Here is a 26,329-nt window from a genome sequence, read left to right on the forward strand (position 1 = left end):
GTGGATCAGCCAGCAATGATGCTGACTGACCCAGCGCTATCGCGAGCAAGCTCGCTCCCACAGTTTTAGCGCCCCAGCAACCGCGCCAACCCCACACTCATCGGTGTTTGCGGAGGAAAGCTGAAGCGCTCCAACAACCGGTGGTTGTCGGCCCGGGAATGGCGAATGTCACCGGAACGCGCCGGGCCGTAGCTGATCGGTGGCAGGTCGCCCACCACGGCGGCCAGGGCCTGGAGCATCTGCTTGAGGGTCGTGGCCTGGTTCCAGCCGACGTTCACCGCGCCCACTTCCACCTCGGGCTTCTCGATGGCCTGCACCAGCAAGTCCACCAAATCTTCGACATAGACAAAGTCACGGGTCTGCTCGCCGTCGCCGAATACAGTGATTGGCAGGCCTTTCTGTGCCCGTTCGCTGAAGATGCTGATGACCCCGGAGTACGGCGATGACGGATCCTGGCGCGGCCCGTAGATGTTGAAGAAGCGGAACACCACCGGTTCCAGCGCGTGCTGGCGGCGATAGAAATCGAAGTAGAACTCGCTGGCCAGCTTGTCCGAGGCATAGGGCGTGAGCGGGGCCTTAGGGGTTTCTTCGTCGATGGACTCGCCTTCGCCGTTGTTGCCGTAGACCGCTGCGCTGGAAGCGAACAACACCCGCTTCACACCGGCCTGGCGCATGGCTTCGCAGACATTCAGCGTGCCGATGAAATTGCTCTGGTGGGTGCGCACGGGGTCGTCCACCGAGGCTTGCACCGAGGCCACCGCCGCCAGGTGCGCCACGGCGCTGCAACCGGCCATGGCCCGGGCCACCAGCGCGGCATCGGCGACGTCGCCTTCGATCAGTTCGACCGCCGGGTTGTCCAGCGGCAGGTTGCTGCGCTTGCCGGTGGACAGGTCATCGAGGATGCGCACCGCATGCCCCTTGGCGAGCAAGGCGTCGGTCAGGTGCGAACCAATGAAACCCGCGCCGCCGGTGATTAAAACAGGGCCTTCAGCCATGGCGATAAAACCTATCCAGTAAGCCCGGGAGTGCGGCGCGCCAGGCGCGGGGCTTGATCCCGAAAGTGTGCAGAATTTTCTTGCAGGCCAGCACCGCGTGCTGCGGTTCTTCCGCGGCGTCCGGCCGTGCGGCGTGGGCCTGGGGCGTGGGCGACTCGATGGCCAGCGGATGCAGGGCGCGGGCTTCGGTGAGGATCGCCTGGCCCAGCGCCAGTGGCGTGGTCGCCTCATGCCCGGCGTAATGATAGGTGCCCCACAGCGGCGCCGCGCAATCGAGCTGCTTGAGCACCGAGATGATCACCCGCGCGGCATCGTCCACGGGCGTCGGATTACCCCGGCGGTCGTCAGCCAGCAACAGTTCTTCGGGCTGCTCGGCCCGGGCCAGGAAACGGCCGAGGGTACCATCGGCGCTGTCGTCCAGCAGCCAGCCGAAACGCAGCAACACATGCTGCGGGCAGGTGGCGCGCACGCTTTGCTCGATCCGCCACAGCGCCTGGCCGCGCACGCCCAGGGGCACGGGCTCGTCTTTCTCGCTGTAGGCGGTGGCACGGGAACCGTCGAACACTCGATAGCTCGACGGTTGCAGCAAGATGATGTTGTGATGCTGGCACAGCCCGGCCAGACGCTCGACAGCGCGCTCCTGGCTGGCCAGGCGCTGCTCGCTGACGGCCTCGGCCTGGAACCAGTCGAAGTAGTACGCCAGGTTGATCAAGGCGTCCGGGCGGGTGTCGTCGAGCAGTTGCGTCAGGCTCGCGGCATCCCAGCCGTCTTCGGGCGGGCGGGGGGCAAGAAAACCGATGTCTTCTTCTGCACCGAGGCGAATCAGCGCCTGCCCAAGGGCATTTCCGCCGCCCAGTAACATAAGGCGCATTCGCATAAAGTCAGCAGGCCCACTCTATTGGCACAAAAAATTGGGTCGACAACGCCCGCAGGCGTTGCCGGAATCGTTGCATTTTGCGGGTTTAGTGCGCAACCGTCACCCGTAAAGTGTGGATCCGGCATTTGTGTGCGCCTTGAGGCCGCTATCGCGAGCGAGCTCGCTCCCACAGGGATCGCATAGGCACTGATATCTTGTGTGGGAGCGAGCTTGCTCGCGATGAGGCCCCGACAGGCGATGCAGATCTCAGCCGATACTTGCATCTCCCCCGCTCCGCCCGCATAAACTGCCCTATGAATCTGCCCCTTGCAGCCGACCACGCCATGGCAGGCTTTCACCCCGCCGTTCGCGCCTGGTTCAGCCAGACCTTCCCGGCGGTCACGGCCGCCCAGGCCCGGGCGTGGCCGTTGATCGGCCAGCGGCGTTCGGTGCTGGTCGCGGCACCCACCGGCTCGGGCAAGACCTTGACCGCGTTTCTCGCGGTGCTCGATGACCTGGTGCACCGCGGCCTGGAACAAGGCGGCCTGCCGGACCAGACCCTGGTGGTCTACGTCTCGCCGCTCAAGGCCCTGAGCAACGATATACAGATCAACCTGCAGAATCCCCTGGCCGGCATCACCGAGCAGTTGCAAAAAATGGGCTTGCCACCCTTGCCGATCACCACCGCCGTACGCACCGGCGACACGCCGCAAAAAGACCGCTCGGCAATGCGCAAGACCGCGCCGCACATCCTGGTGACCACGCCTGAATCGCTCTACGTGCTGCTCGGTTCCGATTCCGGCCGGCAGATGCTCGCCAGCACCCGCACGGTGATCGTCGATGAAATCCACGCCATCGCCGCCAGCAAGCGCGGCAGCCACCTGGCCTTGAGCCTGGAGCGCCTGCAAGCCCTGTGCGCCGAACCCCTGATGCGCATCGGCCTGTCGGCCACGCAAAAGCCCATCGAAGCGGTGTCACGGTTTCTCGTCGGTGAAGGCCGCGCCTGTGAAATCGTCGACATCGGCCACGCCCGTCCCCGGGACCTGGACATCGAGGTGCCACCGGTGCCGCTGTCGGCGGTGATGGCCAATGACGTGTGGGAGCTGGTCTACAACCGTCTCGCCGAGCTGGCCCGGGCGCATCGCACCACCCTGGTGTTCGTCAACACGCGGCGCCTGGCCGAGCGCCTCAGTCGTCATCTGAGCGAACGCCTGGGCAAGGACGCCGTGGCCGCCCACCACGGCAGCCTGGCGAAGGAGTTTCGCCTCGACGCCGAACAACGCCTCAAGCGCGGCGAACTGCAGGTACTGATCGCCACCGCCTCCCTGGAGCTGGGCATCGATATCGGCGATGTCGACCTGGTCTGCCAGATTGCCTCGCCCCGTTCGATCTCGGCGTTCCTGCAAAGAGTGGGACGCTCTGGCCACCAGGTCGGCGGCACGCCCAAGGGCCGCCTGTTCGCCACCACCCGCGACGACTTGATCGAATGCGCCGCCCTGCTCGATTGCGTGCGCCGCGGCGAACTCGACATCCTGCACATCCCCAAGGCGCCGCTGGATGTGCTGGCCCAGCAGATCGTCGCCGAAGTCAGTTGCCAGGAATGGCCGGAACAGGCGCTGTTGGAGACCTTCCGCCGCGCCGCGCCCTACGCCGAGCTGGACGAAGGGCATTACCAGGCGCTGTTGCAGATGCTCGCCGAAGGCCTCAATGGCCGCCAGGGCGTGCGCAGCGCCTACCTGCACCGCGACGCCGTGACCCGGACCCTGCGCGGGCGCCGGGGCAGCAAACTGACGGCGGTGACCAGCGGCGGCACCATTCCGGACAACGCCGACTACAGCGTGCTGCTCGAACCCCAGGGCTTGAACATCGGCAGCGTCAACGAAGACTTCGCGGTGGAGAGCATTGCTGGCGATGTGTTCCAACTGGGCAATACGTCTTACCGCATCATCCGCGTCGAGACCGGTCGCGTGCGGGTCGAGGACGCCCAGGGCCAACCGCCGACCATTCCGTTCTGGCTCGGCGAAGCCCCGGGGCGCAGCGACGAATTGTCTTGGGCCGTGGCACGCCTGCAAGCCCGGCTCGACCACCTGCTCGGCGCCACGCCGGGCAACCTGCAACCGGCCCTCGACTGGCTGACCGGTACCTTGCGCCTGAACCTCGCCAGCGCCGAACAATTGGTCGACTACCTGGCCCCGGCGCGCCTGGCCTTCGGCGCCCTGCCGTCCCAGGACACGCTGCTGATGGAGCGGTTTTTCGACGAGTCCGGCGGCACGCAACTGATCATCCACACGCCCTTCGGCAGCCGCATCAACCGCGCCTGGGGCCTGGCCTTGCGCAAGCGCTTCTGCCGCACCTTCAACTTCGAATTGCAGGCCGCCGCCAGTGAAGACGCCATCGTGCTCTCGCTGTCCACCAGCCACAGCTTCGAACTGGACGAGGTCTGGCGTTACCTGAACAGCCACAGCGCCGAACAGATCCTGATCCAGGCGGTGCTGGATGCACCGCTGTTCGGCGTGCGCTGGCGCTGGAACGCCGGCGTGGCCCTGGCCCTGCCGCGCTACACCGGCGGGCGCAAAGTCGCCCCGCAGATCCAGCGGATGAAAAGCGAAGACCTGATCGCCAGTGTGTTTCCGGACCAGATCGCCTGCCTGGAAAACCTCGCCGGCGAGCGGGAGATCCCCGATCACCCGCTGGTGGAACAGACCCTCGACGATTGCCTGCACGAAGCCATGGACAGCGAAGGTTGGCTGACGCTGTTGCGGCGCATGGAAGCGGGCCAGATTCGCCTGATCAGCCGCGACCTGCCGGTGCCCTCGCCGCTGGCGGCAGAAATCCTCAGCGCCCGTCCCTACACCTTTCTCGACGACGCGCCGCTGGAAGAACGGCGGACCCAGGCGGTGATCAACCGGCGCTGGAGCGATCCACAATCCACCGACGACCTTGGCGCGCTGGACGCCGAAGCCATCCAGTCGGTCCGGGATGAGGCCTGGCCGACGCCGGCCAATCTCGATGAGATGCACGAAGCCTTGATGAGCCTGGCCTGCATCGCCGACAGCGAAGCCGACGCCCACCCATCGTGGCGGGATTGGCTGCGGGCACTGGCCGCGAGTGGTCGCGCCAGCCACATACAGATCAGCGCCGAGCGAGGTCTGTGGGTACCGCTGGAGCGCCTGACCTGCTTGCAAGCCCTTTATCCACAGGCTCGCTGGGAACCGGCGCTGACCCCACCGGCCGATTTCGATGAAGCCTGGAACGTCGACGAAGCCCTGGTGGAAGTGCTCCGCGCCCGGCTCAGTGCCTTCGGTCCGCTGCCGTTGAAGGCCATCGCCTACCCGCTGGGGTTATCGACCCCGCAGGTCACCCAGGCCCTGGCGCAGCTCGAGCAGCAAGGCTACGTGCTGCGCGGGCGCTTCACGCCGGGCATCGGGCAGGAGGAATGGTGCGAGCGGCATTTGCTGGCGCGGATCCATCGCTACACGGTCAAGCGCCTGCGCCGGGAAATCGAGCCGGTGATGTTGCAGGACTTCATGCGGTTCCTGTTCGACTGGCAGCACCTGTCGTCGTCCACCCAGGGCCGGGGCAATGCCGTGCTGCCGTCGATCCTCGGCCAGTTCGAAGGCTACCCGGCCGCCGCCTCGGCCTGGGACAGCGACCTGTTGCCCGGGCGGATCAAGGACTATTCGCCCAGTTGGCTCGATGAGTTGTGCCGCAGCGGCAAATGGGTATGGACGCGCCTGAGCGCGCGCCAGAAGCCGTCCGCCAGTGCCCTGCGCAGTACGCCGGTGGTGTTGCTGCCGCGCAGCCAGGTGGCGTTGTGGAGCAGCCTGGCCGGGCAAACAGCCCTTGATGAGTTGTCACCCAAGACGCAGAAAGTCCATCAGGCCCTGAGGGAGCATGGCGCGCTGTTTTTCGATGAACTGGCCCATGAAGCCCACCTGCTGCGCAGCGAACTGGAAATCGCCTTGCAGGAACTGGTGGGCGCCGGGTTGGTGAATGCCGACAGCTTTGCCGGCTTGCGCGCGCTGATCACCCCGGCCAGCAAACGCCAGGCCCGCAGCAGCCGGCGCGGGCGCGGCGCGTTTGTCGGCGGCATGGACGACGCCGGGCGCTGGGCCTTGTTGCGCCGCAGCCAACCCGCCCCCGTGGAAGGCCACCGCCCGGCGCCCACCGCGCCGCAGACCCTGGAACACATCGCCATGACCCTGCTGCGCCGTTACGGCGTGGTGTTCTGGCGCTTGCTGGAGCGGGAGGCCGAGTGGCTGCCGAGTTGGCGCGAGCTATTGCGCACGTTCCATCGCCTGGAGGCGCGGGGCGAGATTCGCGGCGGGCGGTTTGTCAGCGGCCTGGCGGGGGAACAGTTCGCCCTGCCCGAAGCGATTCCGCTGCTGCGCGAAACCCGCCGCCGCCCCACCGATGGCAGCTTGGTGGCGGTGTGCGGGGTCGACCCGCTGAACCTGGCCGGCACCTTGCTGCCGGGGGCGAAAGTGCCGGCGCTGGCGAGTAATCGGCTGGTGTATCGGGACGGGTTGCCGGTGGCGGCGCAGATTGCCGGCAAGCAGCATCTTTGGATGGAGTTGGATGCTCAAGGGATGGCTGAGGTCCGGAACAAGCTTGTTCAGAAAAGTTGAGGGTGTCTGGGCGGGCCCTATCGCGAGCAAGCTCGCTCCCACAGGGGTACATTCACCACAAACCTACTGTGGGAGCGAGCTTGCTCGCGATAGGGCCGGCAACCCCACCACAAACCTCACCCACTACCGAGGTTGATCAGGTACCTCCTCCCCCTCTTTCCTCTCCTCAACCAACCGCTTGGGCAACATCACCTGCTGTGGATAAGTCTGCGCAAAGTGCACCGCCGGGTGGTTATCCACAAGCTTCTTCAACTGCTGGTTGAACGCCCGGCTCACCGCATATTGCCCACCCGACACGGTGCGGAACTGCGCCGTGAGCACCACGCCGTTGAGGTCCATCTTGTCCACGCCGAACACATCCAGCGGCCCTTGCAGGTTGAACTTGAGGAACGGGTCTTCGGCGATCGAGCGCCCGGCTTCGCGGATCAGCTCGATGGCCTGGTCGACATCGGTGTCGTAAGTGAATTGCACGGAGAAAAACGCAAAGGCGAATTGCCGGGATTGGTTGGTCACCGCCTTGATCTGGCCGAACGGCACCGAGTGCACGAAACCCTTGCCGTCGCGCAGGCGCAGGGTGCGGATGGTCAGGCCTTCGACCGTGCCGGCGTGGCCCGAGCTGAGCACCACCCAGTCGCCGATGGACAGCGTGTCTTCAATGATGATGAACAGCCCGGTGATCACGTCCTGCACCAGTTGCTGCGAACCGAAACCGATCGCCAGCCCCACCACTCCGGCACCGGCCAGTAACGGTGCGACGTTGATGCCCAGGTTGGCCATGGTGGTGATTGCGCAAATCACCACCAGGATGATTTTCGCTGCGTTGCGCAACAGCGGCAGGATGGTCTTGACCCGGGTGCTGGGCTGGCGGGCCCCGCGCTTGTTCAGTGGCGGCTTCAAGGCTTCCTGGATCGCCGTGTCGAGCACCACCCACGTGAGCCAGGTCATCAGGAAGATCAGGCCGATGCGGCTCAAGGAATCGCTGATCGCCCGGCCTATGGCGTTGCGCGAGGCGAACTCGAACAGGGAAATGCCCCAGATCCGCCCGAGGACTTCAATGAATACCACCGCCATGACGATCCGCAACAAAGCGTGCAACAGGCTCAACAGCCGCCCCTTGTAGGCGCTGTTGTGCTGGATGGCCTCGGCCTTGGGCGACTTGAAGACATGCTGGAACACCGTGCTGAGAAACACCGTGGCGATCAGCAGGATGGTGGTGAACAGCGCGCAACGCAGGGCTTTCTGGTTGTCCTCGCCGACACCGATCAGGCTCACCGCCGACACCAGCACCATCAACAGGATCGGCCAATACCAGAGCCCGGAAAAAATCCGCAGCGACTCCTGCAAGGCCGGTTGTTTCAAGCGCTGGGCCAGCGGGCGGTTGCGGATCAGGTGCGCCACCGGTCGGCGCATGCGGATCACCAGCCAGCCAAAGATCATCGACGCCGACAACCCGGTGAACACCGCGACGCTGCTGGTGATGTTGCCGCCCAGTTGCCGGGCGATCTGCGGGCTGGTCAGGGCATCGCTGAGGGCGGCGAGAAAGCCGATCAGGAACAACGGTCGGGGGCTGAAACGCCGGATCATCGCCACCGCCCGGCGTTTGTGGCCGGCGTTGAACATCACGATCACGCACAGCAACACCGAGGTGGAGAAAATACCGCTGCTGGTGGCGTAGGCGAAGCACAACGCCAGGGCGCGACCGACCGAGACTTGCAGAAAGTGACTGACATAGAGGGTCAACGGCAGGCAGATCAATGCCGCAGCGGTGTACGGCAGCAGATAACCGAGCAGGTCGCGCAGGCGCCGGCGGGTGCGCAGCCAGCGCCGGTGGCCCAGATGTCGCAACAGCAACCGCGCCGCGGACCAGATCAGCGCAAACGCGCCGAGCCAGACACTGGACAACAACAGGAAATCCCCCGCCACGCGCCAGGACGAACGGGATGTCTGGTCCACCAGCCGGTCCACCTCGTCCGCCGCCCGGTCCGCCCGCAGGCGCCAGGCATCCACCAGGCTTTGGTTGAGGTCGAGTTTGTCCTGGACGTCGTCGATGCTCGAACTGATGGCCCCCAATAAACCGCCCTGCACCAGCGGCGCAGGTTCGGCGGGCGGTTCATCGGGCTTGGAGGTGCCAGGGACGGCGGCGGTCCCGTAGGCGCTGGTGCCGGTCAGCGCCAGCAAGAACAGCAGCAATACAGTGCTCAATCGAGACAAAACGCGAGGCTCCTTCACGCGGGATCGGTAAGGAACTGATCAATATTGCGCCGGCAAGTTCGCTCACAAGGCCAATACAAACCTTGTGGCGAGGGAGCTTGCTCCCGCTGGGGCGCGCAGCGGCCCTGTTTTTGGGACTGCTGCGCCTCCCTCGCCACAGGTTCACTGCCGCCGGGCATCCCATCGAAACTTTCCGGGCCGCGCAACAGTCATCAAAAGACACAGGCGGTACGAGGTCATTGGCACGGGAGGGATACATGACGGCGATCCACATTGGCATTTCCGGCTGGCGCTACACGCCTTGGCGGGGAGATTTCTACCCCAAGGGGCTGACCCAGAAACGGGAACTGCAATTTGCCTCGCGAGCGGTCAACAGTATCGAAATCAATGGATCGTTCTACGCCCTGCAACGCCCCGAACGGTATGCCCAGTGGTATGCCGAGACGCCGCCCGGCTTCGTGTTCAGCGTCAAGGCCCCGCGCTTCATCACCCACATCAGGCGCCTGCGGGACATCCACAAGCCTTTGGCCAACTTCTTCGCCTCCGGCGTGCTGGAACTCAAGGAAAAACTGGGGGCGATCCTCTGGCAGTTTCCACCCAGCTTCAAATTCGACCCCGAGCTGTTCGAAGACTTCCTCAAGCAATTGCCCCACGACACCGAAGGCGCCGCCGCCCTCGCCCGCGAGCATGAGCCGCGCCTGGACGGCCACGCCAGCACCACGACTGACAAAAAGCGCCCACTGCGCCACGCCGTGGAAATCCGTCATGAGAGTTTCATCGACCCGCACTTCATCACGTTGCTCAAGCGCTACGACGTGGCCCTGGTGATCGCCGACACGGCCGGCAAATGGCCCTATCGTGAAGACGTCACCAGCGATTTCGTCTACCTGCGCCTGCATGGCGCCGAGGAGCTGTACGCCAGCGGCTACACCGACGAGGCGTTGAAGCGCTGGGGCGACCGGATCGAGGCCTGGAGCCACGGCAAGCAGCCGAGCGACGCGCACCTGATCGACCCGGACAAGAAACCCCGGGCACGCCAGAGCCGGGAAGTATTCTGCTATTTCGACAACGACATCAAAGTCCGCGCGCCCTACGACGCACGCCATTTGCTGGAACATTTCCATCTGGACAAGGACCTCGCCACCGCGCCCGGCCAGCGACCAGCCGAAGGGGTGTTGCCATGAACCGTCCGCAAACCAGCGAAGCGACCTGCGAGCCGACCCGACAAGGGGGGCAGGATCTCGACAGGGTGAGCCGTTTCACCGTGCTGACCGTCAACACCCACAAGGGCTTCACCGCCCTGAACCGGCGCTTCATCCTGCCGGAACTGCGCGAAGCGGTGCGCAGCGTGTCCGCCGACGTGGTGTTCCTGCAGGAAGTCCACGGCACCCACGAACACCATCCCCAGCGCTACAGCAACTGGCCGAGCATGCCGCAATACGAATTCCTCGCCGACACCCTCTGGCCACAGTTCGCCTATGGGCGCAACGCGGTGTACCCGGCGGGCGACCATGGCAATGCGTTGTTGTCGAAATTCCAGATCATTCGCCACGACAACCTGGACGTGTCCATCAGCGGCCACGAAAACCGCGGCATGCTCCACAGCGTGCTGCGCCTGCCGGGCGATGGGCAGGATGTGCATGCCATCTGCGTCCACTTGGGTCTGCGCGAGGGTCATCGTGTCGAGCAACTCAAGCTGCTTCGCCAACGCTTGAGCGAACTGCCGGCCGATGCACCGGTGATCGTTGCCGGCGACTTCAACGATTGGCGCGGCAAAGCCAGTGAACTGCTCGAACCCTGCGGCCTGCGGGAAGTGTTCGCCGAGCAGTGGGGCAAGCCGGCCCGCAGCTTTCCGGCGCGCCTGCCGATCCTGCGCCTGGACCGCATCTACGTGCGCAACCTCAAGGCCCATCATCCCAAGGTGTTGAACGTACGACCCTGGTCGCACCTTTCCGACCATGCACCGCTGTCGGTGGAGATCGAATTATGAGCGCGACGATGGACAAGGCGACGGTGGAACAGGTCGACACGACGCCCACCGAACGCAACCCGGCGCTGGCCGATATCGAATACAGCTGGCACGGCAACAATCGCGTCACGTTGCTGGAAAACGGCGAGGAATATTTCCCCAGGGTCTTCGAGGCCATTCGCCGGGCCGAAACAGAAATCCTGCTTGAGACCTTCATTCTGTTCGAGGACAAGGTCGGCTACGAACTGCGGGACCTGCTGGTGGAAGCCGCCCAGCGTGGCGTACGCATCACCGTCAGCCTCGATGGCTTCGGCTGCGGTGAGTTGACCACCGCTTTCCTGGCCTCGTTGAGCGACGCCGGGGTGCGCTTGCAGATGTTCGACCCGGCCCCCCGGCGCTTGGGCATCCGCACCAACTGGTTCCGCCGCCTGCACCGCAAGATCGTGGTGGTGGACGGGGTGATTGCCTTCATCGGCGGGATCAACTTTTCCGCCGACCACTTGGGGGATTTCGGCCCCGAGGCCAAGCAGGACTATTCCGTGGAGATCAAGGGGCCGGCGGTGGTGGACATCCATCACTTCGCCCTGCTGCAAAGCGGCCGTCCGTCCCGGGCCAAGTATTGGTGGCAACGCCGCCGCAGCCGCCGCAACGAGCTGGCCTTCAACGACCATGACGGCCAGGTGCGCCTGGTCTACCGGGATAACCACGAGCATCAGACCGACATCGAAGAGGTCTACCTGCAAGTGCTGCGCAGTGCCCAGCGGCGGGTGGTGATCGCCAATGCGTATTTCTTCCCCGGCTACCGGTTGCTGCGCGAGATCCGCAACGCGGCGCGGCGCGGCGTGGAGGTGCGGCTGATCCTGCAAGGGCAACCGGACATGATGATCGCCAAGCTCGCGGCCCGGATGCTCTACAGCTACCTGCTCAAGGCCGGCGTGGTGATCTACGAATACTGCGAGCGGCCGCTGCACGGCAAAGTCGCCTTGGTGGATGAGGACTGGAGCACGGTGGGGTCAAGCAACCTCGACCCGCTGAGCCTGTCGCTGAACCTGGAGGCCAACGTGCTGATCCGGGACCGGACGTTCAACCGCGAGCTGTTCGAGCGCCTCGATTACCTGAGCCGCGAACACTGCACGGTCATGCCCGAAAATCATGCGCCGCAGGGCCTGCTGTGGCGCATGACCATCGGTTTCATGGTGTTCCACTTTTTGCGCCATTTCCCGGCCTGGGCCGGCTGGCTGCCGGCCCATAAACCACGCCTGAAACCTTTTTCACCGCCGACGGCGGTCCGGAGCGAACCCCATGAACCACTCTGAAGCGCACACCGCGCCGAGAGACGCCCATGCGCCGGAACAGGCCAAGCCCAAATCCCGCTGGAGCCGTTGGAAAAGACCGCTGACCCTGGCGTTTTTCCTGCTGTTGATCGTGCTCTTCACCACCCTGGCCCGGCGCATCGATTGGTCCGAGGTGTTCGCCACCCTGGCCGATTTCAAAGTGCGCACCTTGATCATCGCCGCTGCGCTGACCATCACCAGCTTCATCACCTACGCCTGCTTCGATCTGATCGGACGCACCTACATCCGCCAGAAACTCGGTTGGCGGCAGATTTTGCCGGTGGGGGTGATCAGTTATGCCTTCAATCTCAACCTCAGCGCCTGGGTAGGCGGTATCGCCATGCGCTATCGCCTGTATTCGCGGCTGGGCGTCAGCAGCGGGAACATCGCCAAGATCCTCGGCCTGAGCCTGGCCACCAACTGGTTCGGCTACATGACATTGGCCGGGGTGGTGTTCAGCAGCGGCCTGGTGACCATGCCGCCGGGCTGGAAACTCAGCAGCGATGCGTTGCAAGGCGTGGGCGTGCTGTTGTTGCTGGCGAGTGCCGGGTACCTGGTAGCCTGCCGGTTTTCCAAGCGTCGGGCCTGGACCATCCGCGGCATGGAGATCAACCTGCCGTCGCTGCGCATGGCGGTGCTGCAACTGGCGTTAGGCGCGCTGAACTGGTCGTTGATGGCGGCGGTGATCTTCACCTTGCTGCCCGGCAAACTGGATTACCCGATGGTGCTCGGGGTGTTGCTGATCAGCAGCATCGCCGGGGTCATCACTCACATTCCGGCGGGGCTCGGGGTGTTGGAGGCGGTGTTCGTTGCCCTGCTGCAACATGAGGTGTCGCGGGGCAGCCTGCTGGCGGGGCTGATCGCTTACCGGGCGATCTATTTCATCCTGCCGTTGCTGATTACCGTGGTGATGTACCTGGTGATCGAGGCGAAGGCCAAGGCGTTGCGGGTCAAGCCTGGGGTCAAGTGAAGTGATGGGTTGCCTGGCCTGGCCTCATCGCGAGCAAGCTCGCTCCCACATTGGATCGGTCGTGAACACACCTATCTCGATCGCCACACACCCTCCTGTGGGAGCGAGCTTGCTCGCGATGAGGCCCCACGATCAGCGCGCCTGAATAATGCTCAACCGCTCTCCCACCACCATTTCCGTGATCCAGTCCACCAGGATCGAGGTGTAGGCCTGTTGTGACACGGGGTCGCTCAAGGCATGGTCGGCGCCGTCGATGATCCGGTGGGTCAGCGAATGGGTCTGCTGGCACGCCGCCCGGTAGCTCATGATGGTGGCATGGGGCACGTAGGCATCGGTCTCGGATTCCACCAGCAACACATCGCCGGTGAACTGCGAGCACGCGTGCAGCGCGCGATTGGTGCTGGCGTGCACCAGAGTGCTGCGGTAATCCAGCAGGTCAGTCTTGTCCAGGTCGCGCTTGGGCGTGTGCCATTGCTCGTCGCGGTACAACGCCGGCACCCGCAGGGCCAGCCAGCGCACCGGGCGCAGCGACGTCAGGATCGAGGCCAGGTAACCGCCATAACTGGTGCCTACCACGGCAATCGCCGAGGTATCCAGGGCGGGGTGGGCGAGCAAGCGGTCGTATGCCGCCAACAGATCCCGCAGGTTGTCCTCACGGGTCACTCGGGACAACGGGATGCCCGCCCCGCCGGTGTGCCCGCGCAAGTCGAAGGTCAGGCACACGCAACCGAGGCCGGCGATGCCTTTGGCCCGTTCCAGGTCACGCTCCTGGCTGCCGCCCCAGCCGTGTACGAACAACACGCCAGGGACCTTCGATTTGGGGCTCAGGAACGTCCCGTCCATGCGTTCATCGTCGATTTCGATTTGAATGGTTTCACTTCTAGCCGTCATAGGATTGAACCGTTACGTATTTGAGAAGAAAGTCGCTGTTGTGGGCCTCGCCGCGATAAACCTCCCTGGCCCCGGCTGGCAGCGGTTGGTCGAGGTAGGTTTCCACCGAAGACACCCGCACCGCGCTGGTCTCAGGCGTTTCGACGAACACCTGCAACGCCGCCAGTTCGGCGCTGCTGGCCCCGCCCATGCGCCACGACTGTTCCAACACGCCGCCACGAGGCTGGCCGGCGGCATCCAGGCCCTGGGCAATGTCGTAATTGCGCCGCGACGCAAAAAAGCTCGGGTAGGCCTGGTTGGCGGCGTCATCGAACACTTGCGCCAGCCGCACCGCCTCGCGCACATCGTCGGGCAGTTCGAGCCTGAGCAACTCGATGTAGCCGCCCTGCACCACCAGCAGGTCCGACCCGCCGTACACCTCCAGCCCTTCGCTGTCGTGGGTCAGGTGTTGCACGCCGCAATAGCTCAGGACCTGGCCGTTGATGAAGCTCTGGCCGACGCTCTGGGTCTTGACCTCGTTGAGGTGCTGTTCCAGCGCCACGCCTTCACCAAACAGCGCCTGGGCGTCGGGCCCGGCGGCGATTTCATCGAACTGTGCCAGGCTCTTGATCAGCCGTTGACCACGTCCGGCGCAGGCATGGATCGGCTTGATGCGGATCGGCCCGGTGTAGAGCAAATGTTCGGCGGCCGGGCGGGCGTCCTTGAGCGAAAAGACCGTCACGCCGTCGAGCACCGCGCCTCGCGTCAGCTTGGCAAACAGCGGCGACCAGCCTTTGGGCGCCACCGCGTCCTTATTCAACAGACCGTGGGTAATCGCCTTGGTGCAGATAAAATCATGCTCGACATACCCACCCCACACATCCTCCGGCCCCTTCACCCCCAGGCGCATCAAGGTTTCGGTGCCGATCAGGGTTTGCGTGGGCAACAGATAAAGATCCTGACCGGCACTGGGGTCATGGCTGTCGCCGTACTCCCAACCCAGGATCTGCGCCAGCCACTGGGCCAGTGCACGGTTGGTCTCGACCTCATGGCGCGGCGCTTGTGGATTGACCGAATAGGCCACGACTCGTTTGTTGCGATTGACTGATGTCATGCGGTGCCCTTCCTCCTGCGCTCGATGGCTTTAGGTAAGGATAGGTGCAGAGATCAGGCCAATGATGTCATCGGCAAGGAGGGGTCAGCCAAGCGGGCGCATCGCAAGCAATTGATAGCACCGGGCCTGTTTCATTCTGCACGACACTCGCTTGGCATCCCGCAAATTGCACGATATCCAGCAGCAGACGCAGCCCCCTGTGGGTGTAGGAGCTGGCGAAGCCTGCGATCTTTTGATCTTTCGCTTGGTACTCAATGGGTGATGGAAAGATCGCAGCCTCGTTGCACTCGACAGCTCCTACAGGCGCAGCCCAGGGGGAGCAAGCTCCCTCGCCACAAAGGGTCCAGTGTCAGCCTTTGGGAATGCCCGTCGGGCTCACCCCAAACCTCGCCCGATAATCGCTCGGCGCCAACCCGGTGATTTTCCTGAACGTCGCGCGAAAGGCACTGGGGTCCTGGTAGCCGACGGTCCAGGCAATGTGGTCGATGGTGCCATTGGTGAACTCCAGCATTTCCCGGGCCTTGCCGACCCGCAGGTGCTGGCAGTATTCGGTGGGCTTGAGCCCGGTGGCAGCCCGGAACCGGCGCAGGAAGGTGCGCTCTTCCAGCCCGGCCCGTTCAGCCATCGCACCGAGGGAAACCTCCACCGCGCCGTTGCTTTGCAACCAATGCTGGACCTTGAGAATCGCCGCATCGCCATGGCCGAGGATGGGCGCGAAGTTACTGCCGCACTGGCTCGCGCTGTCGCTGTGTTCGATCACCAGAAATTGCGCGGTGCGTGTGGCGATGCTGGGCCCGAGCAGGCGGTCCACCAGGCGCAGTCCCAGTTCCGACCAGGCCATCAGCCCGGCGGTGGTGATCAAGTCGCCGTCGTCGACAATCGGTTTGTCGGCGTTGAGTTTGATCTTCGGGTAACGGGCGGCGAAATCCTTGGCCGAGCTCCAATGGGTGGTGGCGCTGCGCCCATCGAGCAGGCCACTTTCGGCCAACAGGATCGAGCCAACACACACACCGCCCAACACGGTGCCGCCCGCATGCTGCGCACGCAGCCAATCCATCAGCGTCGGCGAGGCCAGGTCGTCATCGAAGCCGGCGAGGGACGGCGGAATCAGCAACGCCACCAAATGGCCCGCCGGGCCGGTTTCGCTGTCGAACACCCGCCGCGGCGCCTCGCCGTTGTCGGTCTGCCAGTGACTGACCCGCAACCGTGGCAATGGTGCACTGGCGTGCTCGGCCGCGATCCGCTGGGCCACGGCGAACAGATCGGTCAAGCCATGCACCGCCGCCATTTGCGCGCCGGGGTAGATGAGCACGCCAAGCTCGGCGACTGCCCTTTGCTGCGCCATTGTCAGTTTTCCCTCGCTTATTGTCGTTGCGGCCAATCCTCGAACCGGCGGTAAAGGCCAATACTGGCGCCCTACCCCACCTGATCAAGGAAGCCCTCATGTCCAAGCAAGCGCTCATCGTAGTCGATATCCAGAACGACTACTTCCCCCAGGGCAAATGGCCGTTGGTCGGTGCCCATGCCGCCGCCGATAACGCCGCACGGTTGATCGAAGCCTTTCGCCAGGCCGGCGACAGCGTGGTGCACATCCGCCACGAATTCACCTCCGCCGACGCGCCCTTCTTCACCCCAGGCTCCGAAGGCGCACAGTTGCACCCCAAGGTGCTCAACCGCGCCGATGAGCCGGTGGTCCTCAAGCACTTCGTCAATTCGTTTCGCGAAACCGAACTGCAAGCACTCCTCGACCAGCACGGCATCGAACAATTGGTGGTGGTCGGCAGCATGAGCCACATGTGCGTCGATGGCGTGGTGCGGGCGGCGGCGGACCTGGGCTACGGCGTCACGGTGATCCACGACGCCTGCGCGACCCTCGACCTGGAGTTCAACGGCGTGGTCGTACCGGCTGCCCAGGTGCATGCGGCGTTCATGGCAGCGCTGGGGTTTGCCTACGCGAGTGTGGTGAGTACCGAGCAATTCCTGGCCGACCATCAGTAAACCCACGGCACAGCTAAAAAACCGCGCTTCATCACCCAAGTGCGGTTTTGCCTCGGGCATCAACGGCGTGTCTGGAGGCGATCAAGTCTCCAGCACGAGCAACAACCGCGGCATCGTCGCCACGAACCCCATCTGCTGCGCTTCGCGCGTCATCCCCTTCAGCTTCTCGCCGCTGGCTTGATCGGCGTTGCGCAGCCACTGCCCCGCCACATCGATCAACCGCACATGATGGTTGATCCAGGCGCACGACGCCGACTCGGGCAATGCCGCCATCTGTTGCCCATGCCAGATAGCCTTTTCGGTATTACCCGCCAACAGGCAGGTTTCAGCGGCAGCCACGCGAAAGCGCAAGGCGTTGTGGGCCAGGCAGGCTTGGGTGAGCTGGGCTTCGCCCTTCGCCAAGGCCTGCTGGCTGAACGGTCCGTCATCGCTGATCATCGCCAGGCTGCCGTAGACCCAAGGCCCGATATAGCGCTGCAACTCGAAGCGCTCCACCAGGCTCGCCGCCTCCATGATCAAGGTCTGCGCCAGCCCGCGCTCGCCCTGGCGCAACGCCACCCGCGCCAACCCTTCCAGCAGGATCGCTTCGAAACGGCTGGCGCCAAGGCTGCGTGCCAGCGTCAGGGCACTGCTCAGCTCTTGTTCCGCCAAGGCATCCTGGCCGCCCGCCACCAGCACCCAGGCCGCAGTGAGCCGCGAGAAAACCTGCGCTCGATGATTGCCCAGCCGGGCGCTGCATTCGATGGCCTCCATGGCGTCACGCAAGGCGGGCTCTGGCTGACCCAGGTACAACTGCGCCGATCCACGGGCGCTGCGGTTGGCCGCCTCCACGTGTGTCCACCCATTGCGCTCGCACAGGCGTACGCATTGATCGAAGACCTCGTAGGCGGTCTGCATGCGCCCTTGTGCGTAGTAGGAGTCGCCAATGCCACTCAAGGCCTTGGCCTCGGTTTCCAGGTCCCGGCCGATGCGAGCAGAAGACAAAGCCTCTTCGTGAAGGCGGCGACACTCGGCGTAATCACCCCGTGGAAAATAGATATTCCCGCGCAGGTGATTCAACCGGGCAAGCGCCGCATGGGCCTGCATGGACCGGGCGATGGGCAGCATGTCCTCGATGAGGCGCTCCTCCTCGTCCAGGCAATCGAGGGTATTGAGGACTGCCGCCAGCCCCAACGCGGCCTCGATCCGATCCTGCGGCTGCTCGGCCAATGCCAAGGCGCGCTGGAAATGCGCCCGGGCCTCCACGGTCTGTCCCAGGCCCGAGCACGCCTGGCCGCACAGCAACGCGAAAGGAAAATTGCCCTGCGCGCGTTCGGCAAACGCCGAGCATTGCCGCGCCAGCGCAAGGACGCTGTCGTACTGGCAGGCCAGTCGTTTTTCGCCCATCGCCACCAACAGCGCGTCGAACGCCGCCGGATCGTTGGCCCGCAGCAAATGCTGGGCATAAAGCACCCGGTCGCGCGCGCGATAGAGATTCGCCACCTCACCGTGCAACTGCTCGCGCAGCAACGTGGGCATTGAATCGTAGAGGCAGTGCATGACCAGGTCGTGGACAAACAGATAGCTGCCTGGCTCGACCTCCCGCAACAGCCCCTGGCGCATGTCCGCGGTCGGCAGATAAGCGGGCTGCCCCAGTGCTTCGCGCCACAGCGTCAGCTCGAAGCGATTGCCCAGCACCGCGGCGTAATGCAGGGCGCGACGTTGCTCGGGGGCCAATTTGTCAAAGCGGGTCTGGACCAGATGCCGCAGGCTGTCAGGGAAAACCCCTTGCTGGCTCGACAGCAGTTGCGTCAGGTACAGCGGGTTGCCCTGGGCACGGGCGACACATTCGGCCCGGTAGCGCGGATCGACCTCAGTGAATTGCTCCGCCAGGACCGTGGCCTCCCGCGCCCGGATCGGCGCGATGTCGAGCAGACTCATGGGGCTGGAGGAATGCGTACGGATTTCGCTTTCCAGCGGATCGCCTTCGGGACGGGACGTCAGCAGCCAGACCACTGGCGCTTCGTCAGTGGCATCGAGCAGCCTGCCCAGCAGCATAAACAGCGTGGCATCGCCCCAGTGCAGGTCTTCGACGCAGATCAGCAAAGGCTGTTGCACCGCGCTGCGCAGCAACACGTCGAGCAAGGCCTGGAACAGCCCCTGGGTACGGGCCTGGTTGCTCATCGCGGCATACAGGGCCGGAGGCTCGGCAGACGACACCCCCGTCAGCACTTGCAAGAACATGCGATGTTCGGCGGCCACTTTCAGGCGGGACAACGCGGCATCCAACAGCGAGGCGCTGACGGACGCCGCGCCCCCCAGGTTGAGCAGGCTGGCCAGCAGTTGCCCCAGGGGCCAAAGGCTGTTGTCCATGCCGAAATCCAGCACATCGCCGCGATGGCAGGCAAAGCCACGCTGCCGGGCCATTTCGAAAAACTCGCTGACCAGACGGGTCTTGCCAATACCCGCCATGCCGCGCACATAGACGATGTGGCCGTCCTGGCATTCCTGGGTGGCCTCGATCACCGCCTTGAACTGCAAGAGCTCGATGGCCCGCCCCACCAACGGGCGCGGCGCGTTTTCGTCGAGGCTGCGCGGGCGCAGGCATTTGCGATAGGCCTGGAACTCATCGTCGCCGGACGAAAACTCAAACCGTGCAGCGAGCTGTTCCAGCAGGTTTTGCGCAACATACACCGGCGCGTGCCCATGACGCTCCAACAGCGGCTTTTGCGCGAGCAAGACAGGCTCGACCGCAGGCTCCATGGTGTCGGCACTCAGGCGCACAAGCCGCAGTAACAGGGCATGCCCGGACGTGACGAATTGCTCCCGACTCAGGGCCAGCGCGCAGAGCAGGCCCCGCTCGCTATCGCTGCGATAGGCCTGTGGCGAACCGAACTGGGCGATCACCACATCCTGCGTCATCCCCAGTGGAACGCCACCGAACTGACGTACCAAGCGCTCGATTTCTTCCATGAACGTCGTCACGGGCAGCCCATCGATCCGAAAGGACAGCTCCAGCACGTAGCGGATGACGCTGTCATCGACCTGTTTCAGCGCCTGTTGCGCAAAGGCCGTCTGGTGCACCGCGTTCATCGTCTGTTGGATGTGCGCCAAAGCCACCGAGGCGGGAGTGCTCAGCAGCTCACTCACATCGACCCCGAAGGCCGTCGCCAAGTGCCGAGCCGTGCGGTAAAGCACCGGCTTGCCGGTTTCGGCCCGCTTGATGGAGGCGATCGAGACGCACAAATGCCGGTTCAGGCAGGCCTCGGCCAGGGTTTCCTGGCTCAGGCCATGCTGTTTGCGCAGGCCTTTCAACGACACGGCGTCCAACAGGACACGGCCGTCGGATATCGAAGCATCACGCCTGGGCAGGGCAACAAAGGTGTTTGGTCGGGAGTCCATGTCGATAGCCCTTTCTACCCTGGGACAACGGCAGCCGATCGAGTGTACTCCTGCGCCTCGCCCGGGTTAATGAAAAGATGGCATTTTGCCTGATACCAAACTGATACCGGACTGACACCGCTCTGGACTGTCCGCCTATCACCGCCCTCCCGATACTCACTCCCATCAATTGACACCCAGTTGATACAACCTGAGCGATGGGAGAAAGGCGATGAGCGATGGACTGAAGGGCAACGCAGGCGATGACGTGCGGGATATCGGCGGCTCGCAATTACTGGGGCGCGGACTGAACCGGCTCGATTGGGCCGGCGACAGCAAGGAGTGCCTGAAGGTCGGCGATACCGAGTCGGGCAAACGTGCGGTGCCGTACCGGAAAACGTCTTACAACGTGGGGAAAAACGTCACCATGTCCACGGTCGTGGCCAACGACAATTTCTCCACCGAGACGTTTGCCTCCCGCGACGAATTCGAAAGACATACCCAGACGAGTGTCGAAGCCTCCGGCAAATACGGCGCCTTTTCCGCCGGTTTCAAAGCCACCTTCGGCAGCGACATCAAGACGCTCGAAGAGCGTGAAGCCGCGCTCTACAGTCACACGGTGCGGTTATGGAAACTGACCCTCGAGGTCAGCCCCGCCAATGCCACGGAAGCGTTCAAGAAGCGCATCGATGAGTTGCCCAAGGCCTTCGACTCGAGCAATCCGGCGCCATTCTTCAATTTCCTGGTCGACTTTGGTGCCGATATCGTCAGCGAAGTGACTGTCGGTGGTTCGCTGAACTATGCGATGACCGCACTCAAGAGTTTCCTCAGCAAGACCAACACCCTCGATGCCATGGTCAAGGCCGAATACGGCACCTTTGTCAGCGGCAGCGCGACCACCTCGGTCTCGGAAACGGTCAAGAAAAACATCGCCCATCGCAACGCCAACCTGACCACCCGGGGTGGCACGCACGCCATCGCTTTCAACTCAGTGGACCCGAACAATTGCAATGCGGAGTTCGGCAAATGGCGCGAATCGCTGCCCGACGACCCGACCGTCGTGGAGTTGGCAATCGCGCCGGTCTATCGCTTCGTCAAGGAAGGCGAGACCCGTACGGCACTGGAGCAGGCCTACCAGTGGTACACCAGCTACAAGGCGGAAATCGAAGCCACTTGGCAAGACTCGGTGGTTGTCCTCGGCCGCTCCGGGCGGCAAGCCACCTCCAAGGCCGAAGCAACCCGCCCTGCCTTGCGAATGGTGTTCGTCGACAACAAAAGCAAGGAAACCAGCGAAAGCTTCCACTACCCACCCGCCGCGAATGCATCGACCACGGAATTTGAACAGTTCTGGGATGCGCTGGCCCTGCTGCTGAGACAAAAAAACGGGCAAAAATTGCTGATGGCCACTGAGCGCTGGCCGCGCGACGCGCGCTACTACCCGACGTATGCCATGCGTGAGGCCCTGCTGTCCAACGGCGCCAGCGAAGTATCGCTGATGCGCTGGGACACGCTGACCAAGCACATGCAGCCCAACCCGTTGTCCGGCCTGACCTATGTGCTGGCGGGAAATGACTTCGAGGCACCCGGTGTCGATGGACTCATTGCCGGTTTTGGCCAGGCAGGCAAGGACCTCAACCCAACGGTGAAGGTCAAGGCTCGGTTTTCCCACGACTCGTTCGGCAAGGTCAAGTTGGTAAAAACCGCAACGACCGAGGAAGACCCTCGCACCGCGCTGTACATCGTGCGCAACAATACCGACGCCAAACCGGCCCTGGCGGTCGATCCGCAAAACCGGACCCGTATCGCCATGCAGACGCCGGACAGGCACAATCCAGGGCAATACTGGTACATGCCCGAGCTGGAAAAACCTTATCCGGAAATCAACCACCCGGTGCTGCTGATCAACTACGAGACGGGAACCTGCCTGCAGGGCATGCACGACCAGGGCGACTGCCGGCTCAAGCCCATCGAACCGGGTCGCCAGCAGGACGACGTCATCTGGGACCGACGCGGCGATGAGGTATTTCACCTGTTGATGGTCTACTACTGGATGGACGCCCTGTGCCTGACCCAGGTTGAAAAGCGCGCCGCCGTCCGGCCGTGGCGCCAACCTCACGGCATGGACTGGTTGCGTGAGCAGCATCGTCCGTACAGTTGACACCCGATAGTGACATCCCCTGTGGGAGCGAGCTTGCTCGCGATAGCGCTGCTTCAGCTTGCTTCAATGTTGAATGTGCCGCCGCCATCGCGAGCAAGCTCGCTCCCACAGGTTCATCGGGCGATTGAGCGCCCTTTTCTCTAGCCTTCTTGCGTGCGTGGTCCCCATACGATGCAAGTCTTCAACAGTGTTCCCTTTATCGGCGATGGCGTGGAAACCGCCCTCGATCCCCGCCGGTTTCCCTACCTGTTCAACGACCATGGCCTGGCACGACCGAGTGTCCAGGAGCGCGGCCACCCGATCCAGCTCAGCCCCGAGAACCCGGCCCTGTCCCTAGGCACTCGCTACTCGGGCATCAGTTGGCGGGACCGTGAGGTTGCAACGAACAGCGGTTCCTACTGGATCAAGACGTTCGACTTCCACGCCAGCGAAGTGCACTACGCACCGATCTGGGCAACCAAGGAAACGGCGCAGGCCTTTGGCATGACCCTGCTCGGCAACGGCGAATGCCTGCGTTTCGAATACGACCAACTGATCCTGGGCCAATACACCTACGGGAAATGGGCCGGCCACCAGTCGCCCTACCTGGGCCCGGCGCGCCAGCGCGAGCTGCTGACCTACAACCCGACCGACCTCGAATACCACAACTTCCCCCACGCGTTCTTTTCCCGTTATGGCCGCCTGCCGCTGGTGATCAGCGTCGCCCGCTGGCGGCCTGCGTCAAGGGAAATCCATTTGGCCGACCTATGGCTGCGGCCCGGCGATGCGCTGGTCCTGCCGCCCAAGCACTACCCCGACATCGCCCCAGTGACGCCCATGGCGTCGAAAACTGGCCATCCGTCGTGGACCTGCACGGCAATCGAAACTCGGCGCTGGCCTGCTGGTTCGGGGAAGGTGAAGACTGTTTGCTGACGGAGACAATCCTGGCCAATTCGACCTTGATGAGCTCTCCCCAGGGCAAACCGCACTATCACGAAGAAAAAGCGCCGACGCGGCATGAATTACCGGCGGACTATCGGCCGTGAGGGGTGATAGCACGGCAAGTCAGACAGATAAAACCTGGATTGGCGGGGGCCAGGAAGAACCCAACCTCGGGCGAACCGTTTTTTACTAGGCGTACTTGAAGAATAACGATAAGAATGGCCGGGCATTTTTCCCAAGAGCCAGCCGTATGAAACGCAAACGCCCGCCGCGCCTGGTCGAATCCCCGTTCCCGACCGCTACATCAGCGCCACCGCACCCGCCCACGTGGGATTGCTCAAGCGAGATATCGAGGCCGGGATACCTGGGCACGATGGTGTATGCCGTGGTGATACTGCTGGCCTTGCCGGTCTACGGGCTGGCAGTGCTATCGACGAAGCTGTTTCATGTCGGACAAAACCTGTCGCCCATCCACACAAGAGTGATCGAGGACCCTCTGTTCATAGCACTCATGTTAATCAGCGCATTCGCAGCCGTCTGCGTGCTCAACTGGCTGGCATCCGAACCTAAGGTGCTCGGCTTCTGCTTTGACGAACGCCAGCAACGCCTCACCTTCACCCAACGCCGCCCTGCCCGGCAAACCACCGAAGAATGCGTGCCGTACAGCGATATCCATTACATCAAGCCTTACAAAACGACCGCTTCCGCCAACATCTGTCACTTTGTGGTGGGCTTCGCCGGAGGCGATGGCAAAGCCATCGCACTTCGGGTAGGGGTTGATCTGACGGATCAGGACATGGCGTTTCATGCCGCGTGGTTGAGTCAGTCGATTGGCGAGAGGATGCAGGAGGTATTGGATCTGGATCTGTGAGCGAGGCCGGGCTTGCCCGTGTCCCCAAATTCACGAATCGGTTTGCGCCAGACAAATAAAAAGCCCCAAGTGCTGAGCGCTTGGGGCTTTCGTGACCTACCTGCGTAATGCGCTCAGGCGAGGATCAGAACGGGATATCGTCATCGAAGCTGTCGAAATCCGGAGCCGGTTGCGGCGCGGCCTGTTGTGGGGCCGGGCGCTCACGTTGTGGCTGTGGTGCCGACTGTGGACGAGGCGCCTGCTGACGCGGGGCCGGAGCCGACTGCTGGTAGTTGTTGCCACCTTGTTGCTGGTCGCCCTGTGGACGGCCACCCAGCAATTGCATGGTGCCTTGCATGTCGACCACGATTTCGGTGGTGTAGCGCTTGATGCCGTCTTTTTCCCACTCGCGGGTCTGCAGCTTGCCTTCGATGTACACCTGCGAACCCTTGCGCAGGTATTCGCCGGCAATCTCGGCCACCTTGCCGAACATCGACACGCGGTGCCATTCGGTCTTCTCGACCTTCTGGCCGGTCTGCTTGTCGGTCCACTGTTCGCTGGTCGCCAGACTCAGGTTGGTCACGGCGTTGCCGTTCGGCAGGTAGCGAACTTCGGGATCCTGGCCGCAAGTACCGACCAATATGACTTTGTTAACCCCACGGGCCATAACGTTCTCCTAGGCTTCGCACGTGGTCGGGGCCGGGTTGTTCACCAGGCGCTCGAGCGTCGCGCGATCCAATAATTCGGTGTCGAGTTTGATATACACGGCCGCCTCGTCGGCGACCACCACTGCATCGGTTACTCCAACGACGGCCTTCAGACGCTCGGTCAGGCCAGCCTCACGAATCGCCTCGGGCGATAAGGGCAAGCGCAGGCTCGTCACATAGGGAGGTTCGCGCATGGTAACAGCAAAGGCTAACCAAAGTGCAGCCAGCGCGGCGCATCCCAGGAACACAACCGACAAACCGCCATGCTGGAACAGCCAGCCGCCGAGGATCCCGCCCAACGCCGAGCCCAGGAACTGGCTGGTGGAGTAGACCCCCATCGCCGTGCCCTTGCCGCCCGCCGGCGAAACCTTGCTGATCAGCGACGGCAGCGAGGCTTCCAGCAGATTGAACGCGGTGAAGAACACCACCGTGCCGATCACCAGGGCCCGCAAGCTATCGCCGAACTGCCAGAAGAATAGCTCAGTGAGCATCAGCGTCACGACGGCGCCGAGCAAAACTCGTTTCATTTTGCGTCGTTTCTCGCCATAGATGATGAACGGGATCATGGCGAAGAACGATATCAGCAACGCGGTCAGGTAAACCCACCAGTGCTGTTCCTTGGGCAGGCCGGCCTTCTCGACCAGGGCCAGCGGCAAGGCCACGAAGCTGGACATCAGCATGGCGTGGAGCACGAAAATACCCAGGTCCAGGCGCAGCAGGTCCGGGTGCTTGAGCGTCGGGATCAATGCCTGGCGCGCCACCCCGGATTCCCGGTGCTGCAACGGCCCGGTGGCGCGCGGCACCATGAACGCCACGATCAGGATCCCCACCAGTGCCATGGCACCGGTCGCCAGGAACAGGCCCGACAAACCAAAGGCCCGGGTCAGCAAGGGACCGACCACCATGGCCACGGCGAACGACAGACCGATGGTCATGCCGATCATGGCCATGGCCTTGGTCCGATGCTGTTCGCGGGTCAGGTCCGACAGCAGCGCCATGACGGCCGCGGAAATGGCCCCGGCCCCCTGCAGGATGCGTCCGGCGATCACGCCCCAGATCGAGTCGGCATTGGCCGCCAGCACGCTGCCGAGGGCGAAGACGATCAGCCCCAGGTAGATAACCGGACGCCGGCCGATGCGGTCGGAAATGATCCCGAACGGGATCTGGAAGATCGCCTGGGTCAGGCCATAAGCGCCAATCGCCAGGCCGATGAGGGCCGGGGTGGCGCCTGCCAGGTCCATGCCATAGGTCGCCAGCACCGGCAACACCATGAACATGCCCAGCATACGGAAGGCGAACACCAGGGCCAGACCGCTTGCTGCGCGTGTCTCGCCACGACTCATGCGTTCGCTGTGGGGATCTTGCATGGAAAAACCTCATGTGAACCG

The 26,329-nt window shown here is 63.6% G+C and carries 18 protein-coding genes; 9 read left to right on the plus strand and 9 right to left on the minus strand.

The features are described 5' to 3' along the window. Positions 1 to 65 precede the first annotated feature (65 nt). Positions 66 to 995 (minus strand): NAD-dependent epimerase/dehydratase family protein, encoded by a 930-nt coding sequence (locus ACZ5M5_RS27340; protein WP_060740409.1) that lies wholly within the window; start codon positions 993 to 995, stop codon positions 66 to 68. Further along, on the minus strand, positions 988 to 1,872 hold the full coding sequence (locus ACZ5M5_RS27345; protein ID WP_060740408.1) for a sugar nucleotide-binding protein: 885 nt from the start codon (positions 1,870 to 1,872) through the stop codon (positions 988 to 990). The genes ACZ5M5_RS27340 and ACZ5M5_RS27345 overlap by 8 nt, the downstream gene beginning before the upstream one ends. Before the next feature lie 293 nt (positions 1,873 to 2,165). Between ACZ5M5_RS27345 and ACZ5M5_RS27350 the strand changes: the two genes are divergently transcribed. After that, positions 2,166 to 6,479, plus strand: coding sequence for an Lhr family helicase (locus tag ACZ5M5_RS27350; RefSeq protein ID WP_464738236.1), 4,314 nt, complete (start codon positions 2,166 to 2,168; stop codon positions 6,477 to 6,479). A 123-nt stretch (positions 6,480 to 6,602) separates the two neighbouring features. Here ACZ5M5_RS27350 and ACZ5M5_RS27355 read toward each other — a convergent pair whose 3' ends face one another. Next, positions 6,603 to 8,690, minus strand: coding sequence for a mechanosensitive ion channel family protein (locus tag ACZ5M5_RS27355; protein WP_464738237.1), 2,088 nt, complete (start codon positions 8,688 to 8,690; stop codon positions 6,603 to 6,605). Between the two features lie 257 nt (positions 8,691 to 8,947). On the opposite strand from ACZ5M5_RS27355, the gene ACZ5M5_RS27360 reads away from it, so the two are divergent. The 4 genes from ACZ5M5_RS27360 to ACZ5M5_RS27375 are packed head-to-tail and all read left to right on the plus strand — an operon-like array spanning position 8,948 to position 12,963. Beyond that, a complete protein-coding gene (locus tag ACZ5M5_RS27360) occupies positions 8,948 to 9,874 on the plus strand; it encodes a DUF72 domain-containing protein (protein WP_464738238.1) in 927 nt (308 codons plus the stop codon). After that, positions 9,871 to 10,680: an endonuclease/exonuclease/phosphatase family protein gene (locus ACZ5M5_RS27365; RefSeq protein WP_060740404.1), complete on the plus strand. Its 810-nt coding sequence runs from the start codon at positions 9,871 to 9,873 to the stop codon at positions 10,678 to 10,680. Before ACZ5M5_RS27360 ends, ACZ5M5_RS27365 begins: the two co-directional genes overlap by 4 nt. After that, the gene (gene clsB / locus ACZ5M5_RS27370; RefSeq protein WP_464738239.1) at positions 10,677 to 11,975 is read left to right on the plus strand and encodes a cardiolipin synthase ClsB; all 1,299 of its coding nucleotides are present in this window, start codon (positions 10,677 to 10,679) and stop codon (positions 11,973 to 11,975) included. Before ACZ5M5_RS27365 ends, clsB begins: the two co-directional genes overlap by 4 nt. Next, entirely contained in the window at positions 11,962 to 12,963 is a 1,002-nt protein-coding gene (locus ACZ5M5_RS27375) for a lysylphosphatidylglycerol synthase domain-containing protein (protein ID WP_464738240.1), read from the plus strand. The genes clsB and ACZ5M5_RS27375 overlap by 14 nt, the downstream gene beginning before the upstream one ends. 132 nt (positions 12,964 to 13,095) lie before the next feature. Here ACZ5M5_RS27375 and ACZ5M5_RS27380 read toward each other — a convergent pair whose 3' ends face one another. The 3 genes from ACZ5M5_RS27380 to ACZ5M5_RS27390 all read right to left on the minus strand — a co-directional run bounded on the left by ACZ5M5_RS27380 (position 13,096) and on the right by ACZ5M5_RS27390 (position 16,292). Further along, positions 13,096 to 13,854, minus strand: a complete 759-nt coding sequence (locus ACZ5M5_RS27380; RefSeq protein WP_060740401.1) for an alpha/beta hydrolase family protein — start codon at positions 13,852 to 13,854, stop codon at positions 13,096 to 13,098. Then, a complete protein-coding gene (locus ACZ5M5_RS27385; protein ID WP_464738241.1) occupies positions 13,844 to 14,947 on the minus strand; it encodes a DUF3182 family protein in 1,104 nt (367 codons plus the stop codon). Before ACZ5M5_RS27385 ends, ACZ5M5_RS27380 begins: the two co-directional genes overlap by 11 nt. A gap of 349 nt (positions 14,948 to 15,296) precedes the next feature. Continuing rightward, positions 15,297 to 16,292, minus strand: coding sequence for a GlxA family transcriptional regulator (locus ACZ5M5_RS27390; RefSeq protein ID WP_060740399.1), 996 nt, complete (start codon positions 16,290 to 16,292; stop codon positions 15,297 to 15,299). Between the two features lie 98 nt (positions 16,293 to 16,390). On the opposite strand from ACZ5M5_RS27390, the gene ACZ5M5_RS27395 reads away from it, so the two are divergent. Next, positions 16,391 to 16,945 carry a cysteine hydrolase family protein gene (locus ACZ5M5_RS27395; protein WP_060740398.1) on the plus strand — a complete coding sequence of 185 codons (555 nt, stop codon included), beginning with the start codon at positions 16,391 to 16,393 and terminating at the stop codon, positions 16,943 to 16,945. A gap of 81 nt (positions 16,946 to 17,026) precedes the next feature. On the opposite strand, the gene ACZ5M5_RS27400 is transcribed toward ACZ5M5_RS27395, so the two are convergent. Continuing rightward, positions 17,027 to 20,326 (minus strand): AAA family ATPase, encoded by a 3,300-nt coding sequence (locus ACZ5M5_RS27400; RefSeq protein WP_464738242.1) that lies wholly within the window; start codon positions 20,324 to 20,326, stop codon positions 17,027 to 17,029. Between the two features lie 211 nt (positions 20,327 to 20,537). On the opposite strand from ACZ5M5_RS27400, the gene ACZ5M5_RS27405 reads away from it, so the two are divergent. From ACZ5M5_RS27405 to ACZ5M5_RS27415, 3 genes are all read left to right on the plus strand, one after another. Then, positions 20,538 to 22,463 (plus strand): MAC/perforin domain-containing protein, encoded by a 1,926-nt coding sequence (locus ACZ5M5_RS27405; RefSeq protein WP_060740396.1) that lies wholly within the window; start codon positions 20,538 to 20,540, stop codon positions 22,461 to 22,463. 171 nt (positions 22,464 to 22,634) lie between these two features. Beyond that, positions 22,635 to 23,375: a hypothetical protein gene (locus ACZ5M5_RS27410; protein ID WP_464738243.1), complete on the plus strand. Its 741-nt coding sequence runs from the start codon at positions 22,635 to 22,637 to the stop codon at positions 23,373 to 23,375. Between the two features lie 259 nt (positions 23,376 to 23,634). Continuing rightward, positions 23,635 to 24,255, plus strand: coding sequence for a hypothetical protein (locus tag ACZ5M5_RS27415; RefSeq protein WP_464738244.1), 621 nt, complete (start codon positions 23,635 to 23,637; stop codon positions 24,253 to 24,255). 124 nt (positions 24,256 to 24,379) lie between these two features. Here ACZ5M5_RS27415 and ACZ5M5_RS27420 read toward each other — a convergent pair whose 3' ends face one another. Further along, positions 24,380 to 24,901, minus strand: coding sequence for a single-stranded DNA-binding protein (locus tag ACZ5M5_RS27420; protein WP_003206078.1), 522 nt, complete (start codon positions 24,899 to 24,901; stop codon positions 24,380 to 24,382). A gap of 9 nt (positions 24,902 to 24,910) precedes the next feature. Continuing rightward, a complete protein-coding gene (locus tag ACZ5M5_RS27425) occupies positions 24,911 to 26,308 on the minus strand; it encodes an MFS transporter (protein ID WP_053125859.1) in 1,398 nt (465 codons plus the stop codon). Positions 26,309 to 26,329: the final 21 nt, after the last annotated feature.

The sequence above is a fragment of the Pseudomonas sp. Van50 genome, from assembly GCF_055390755.1.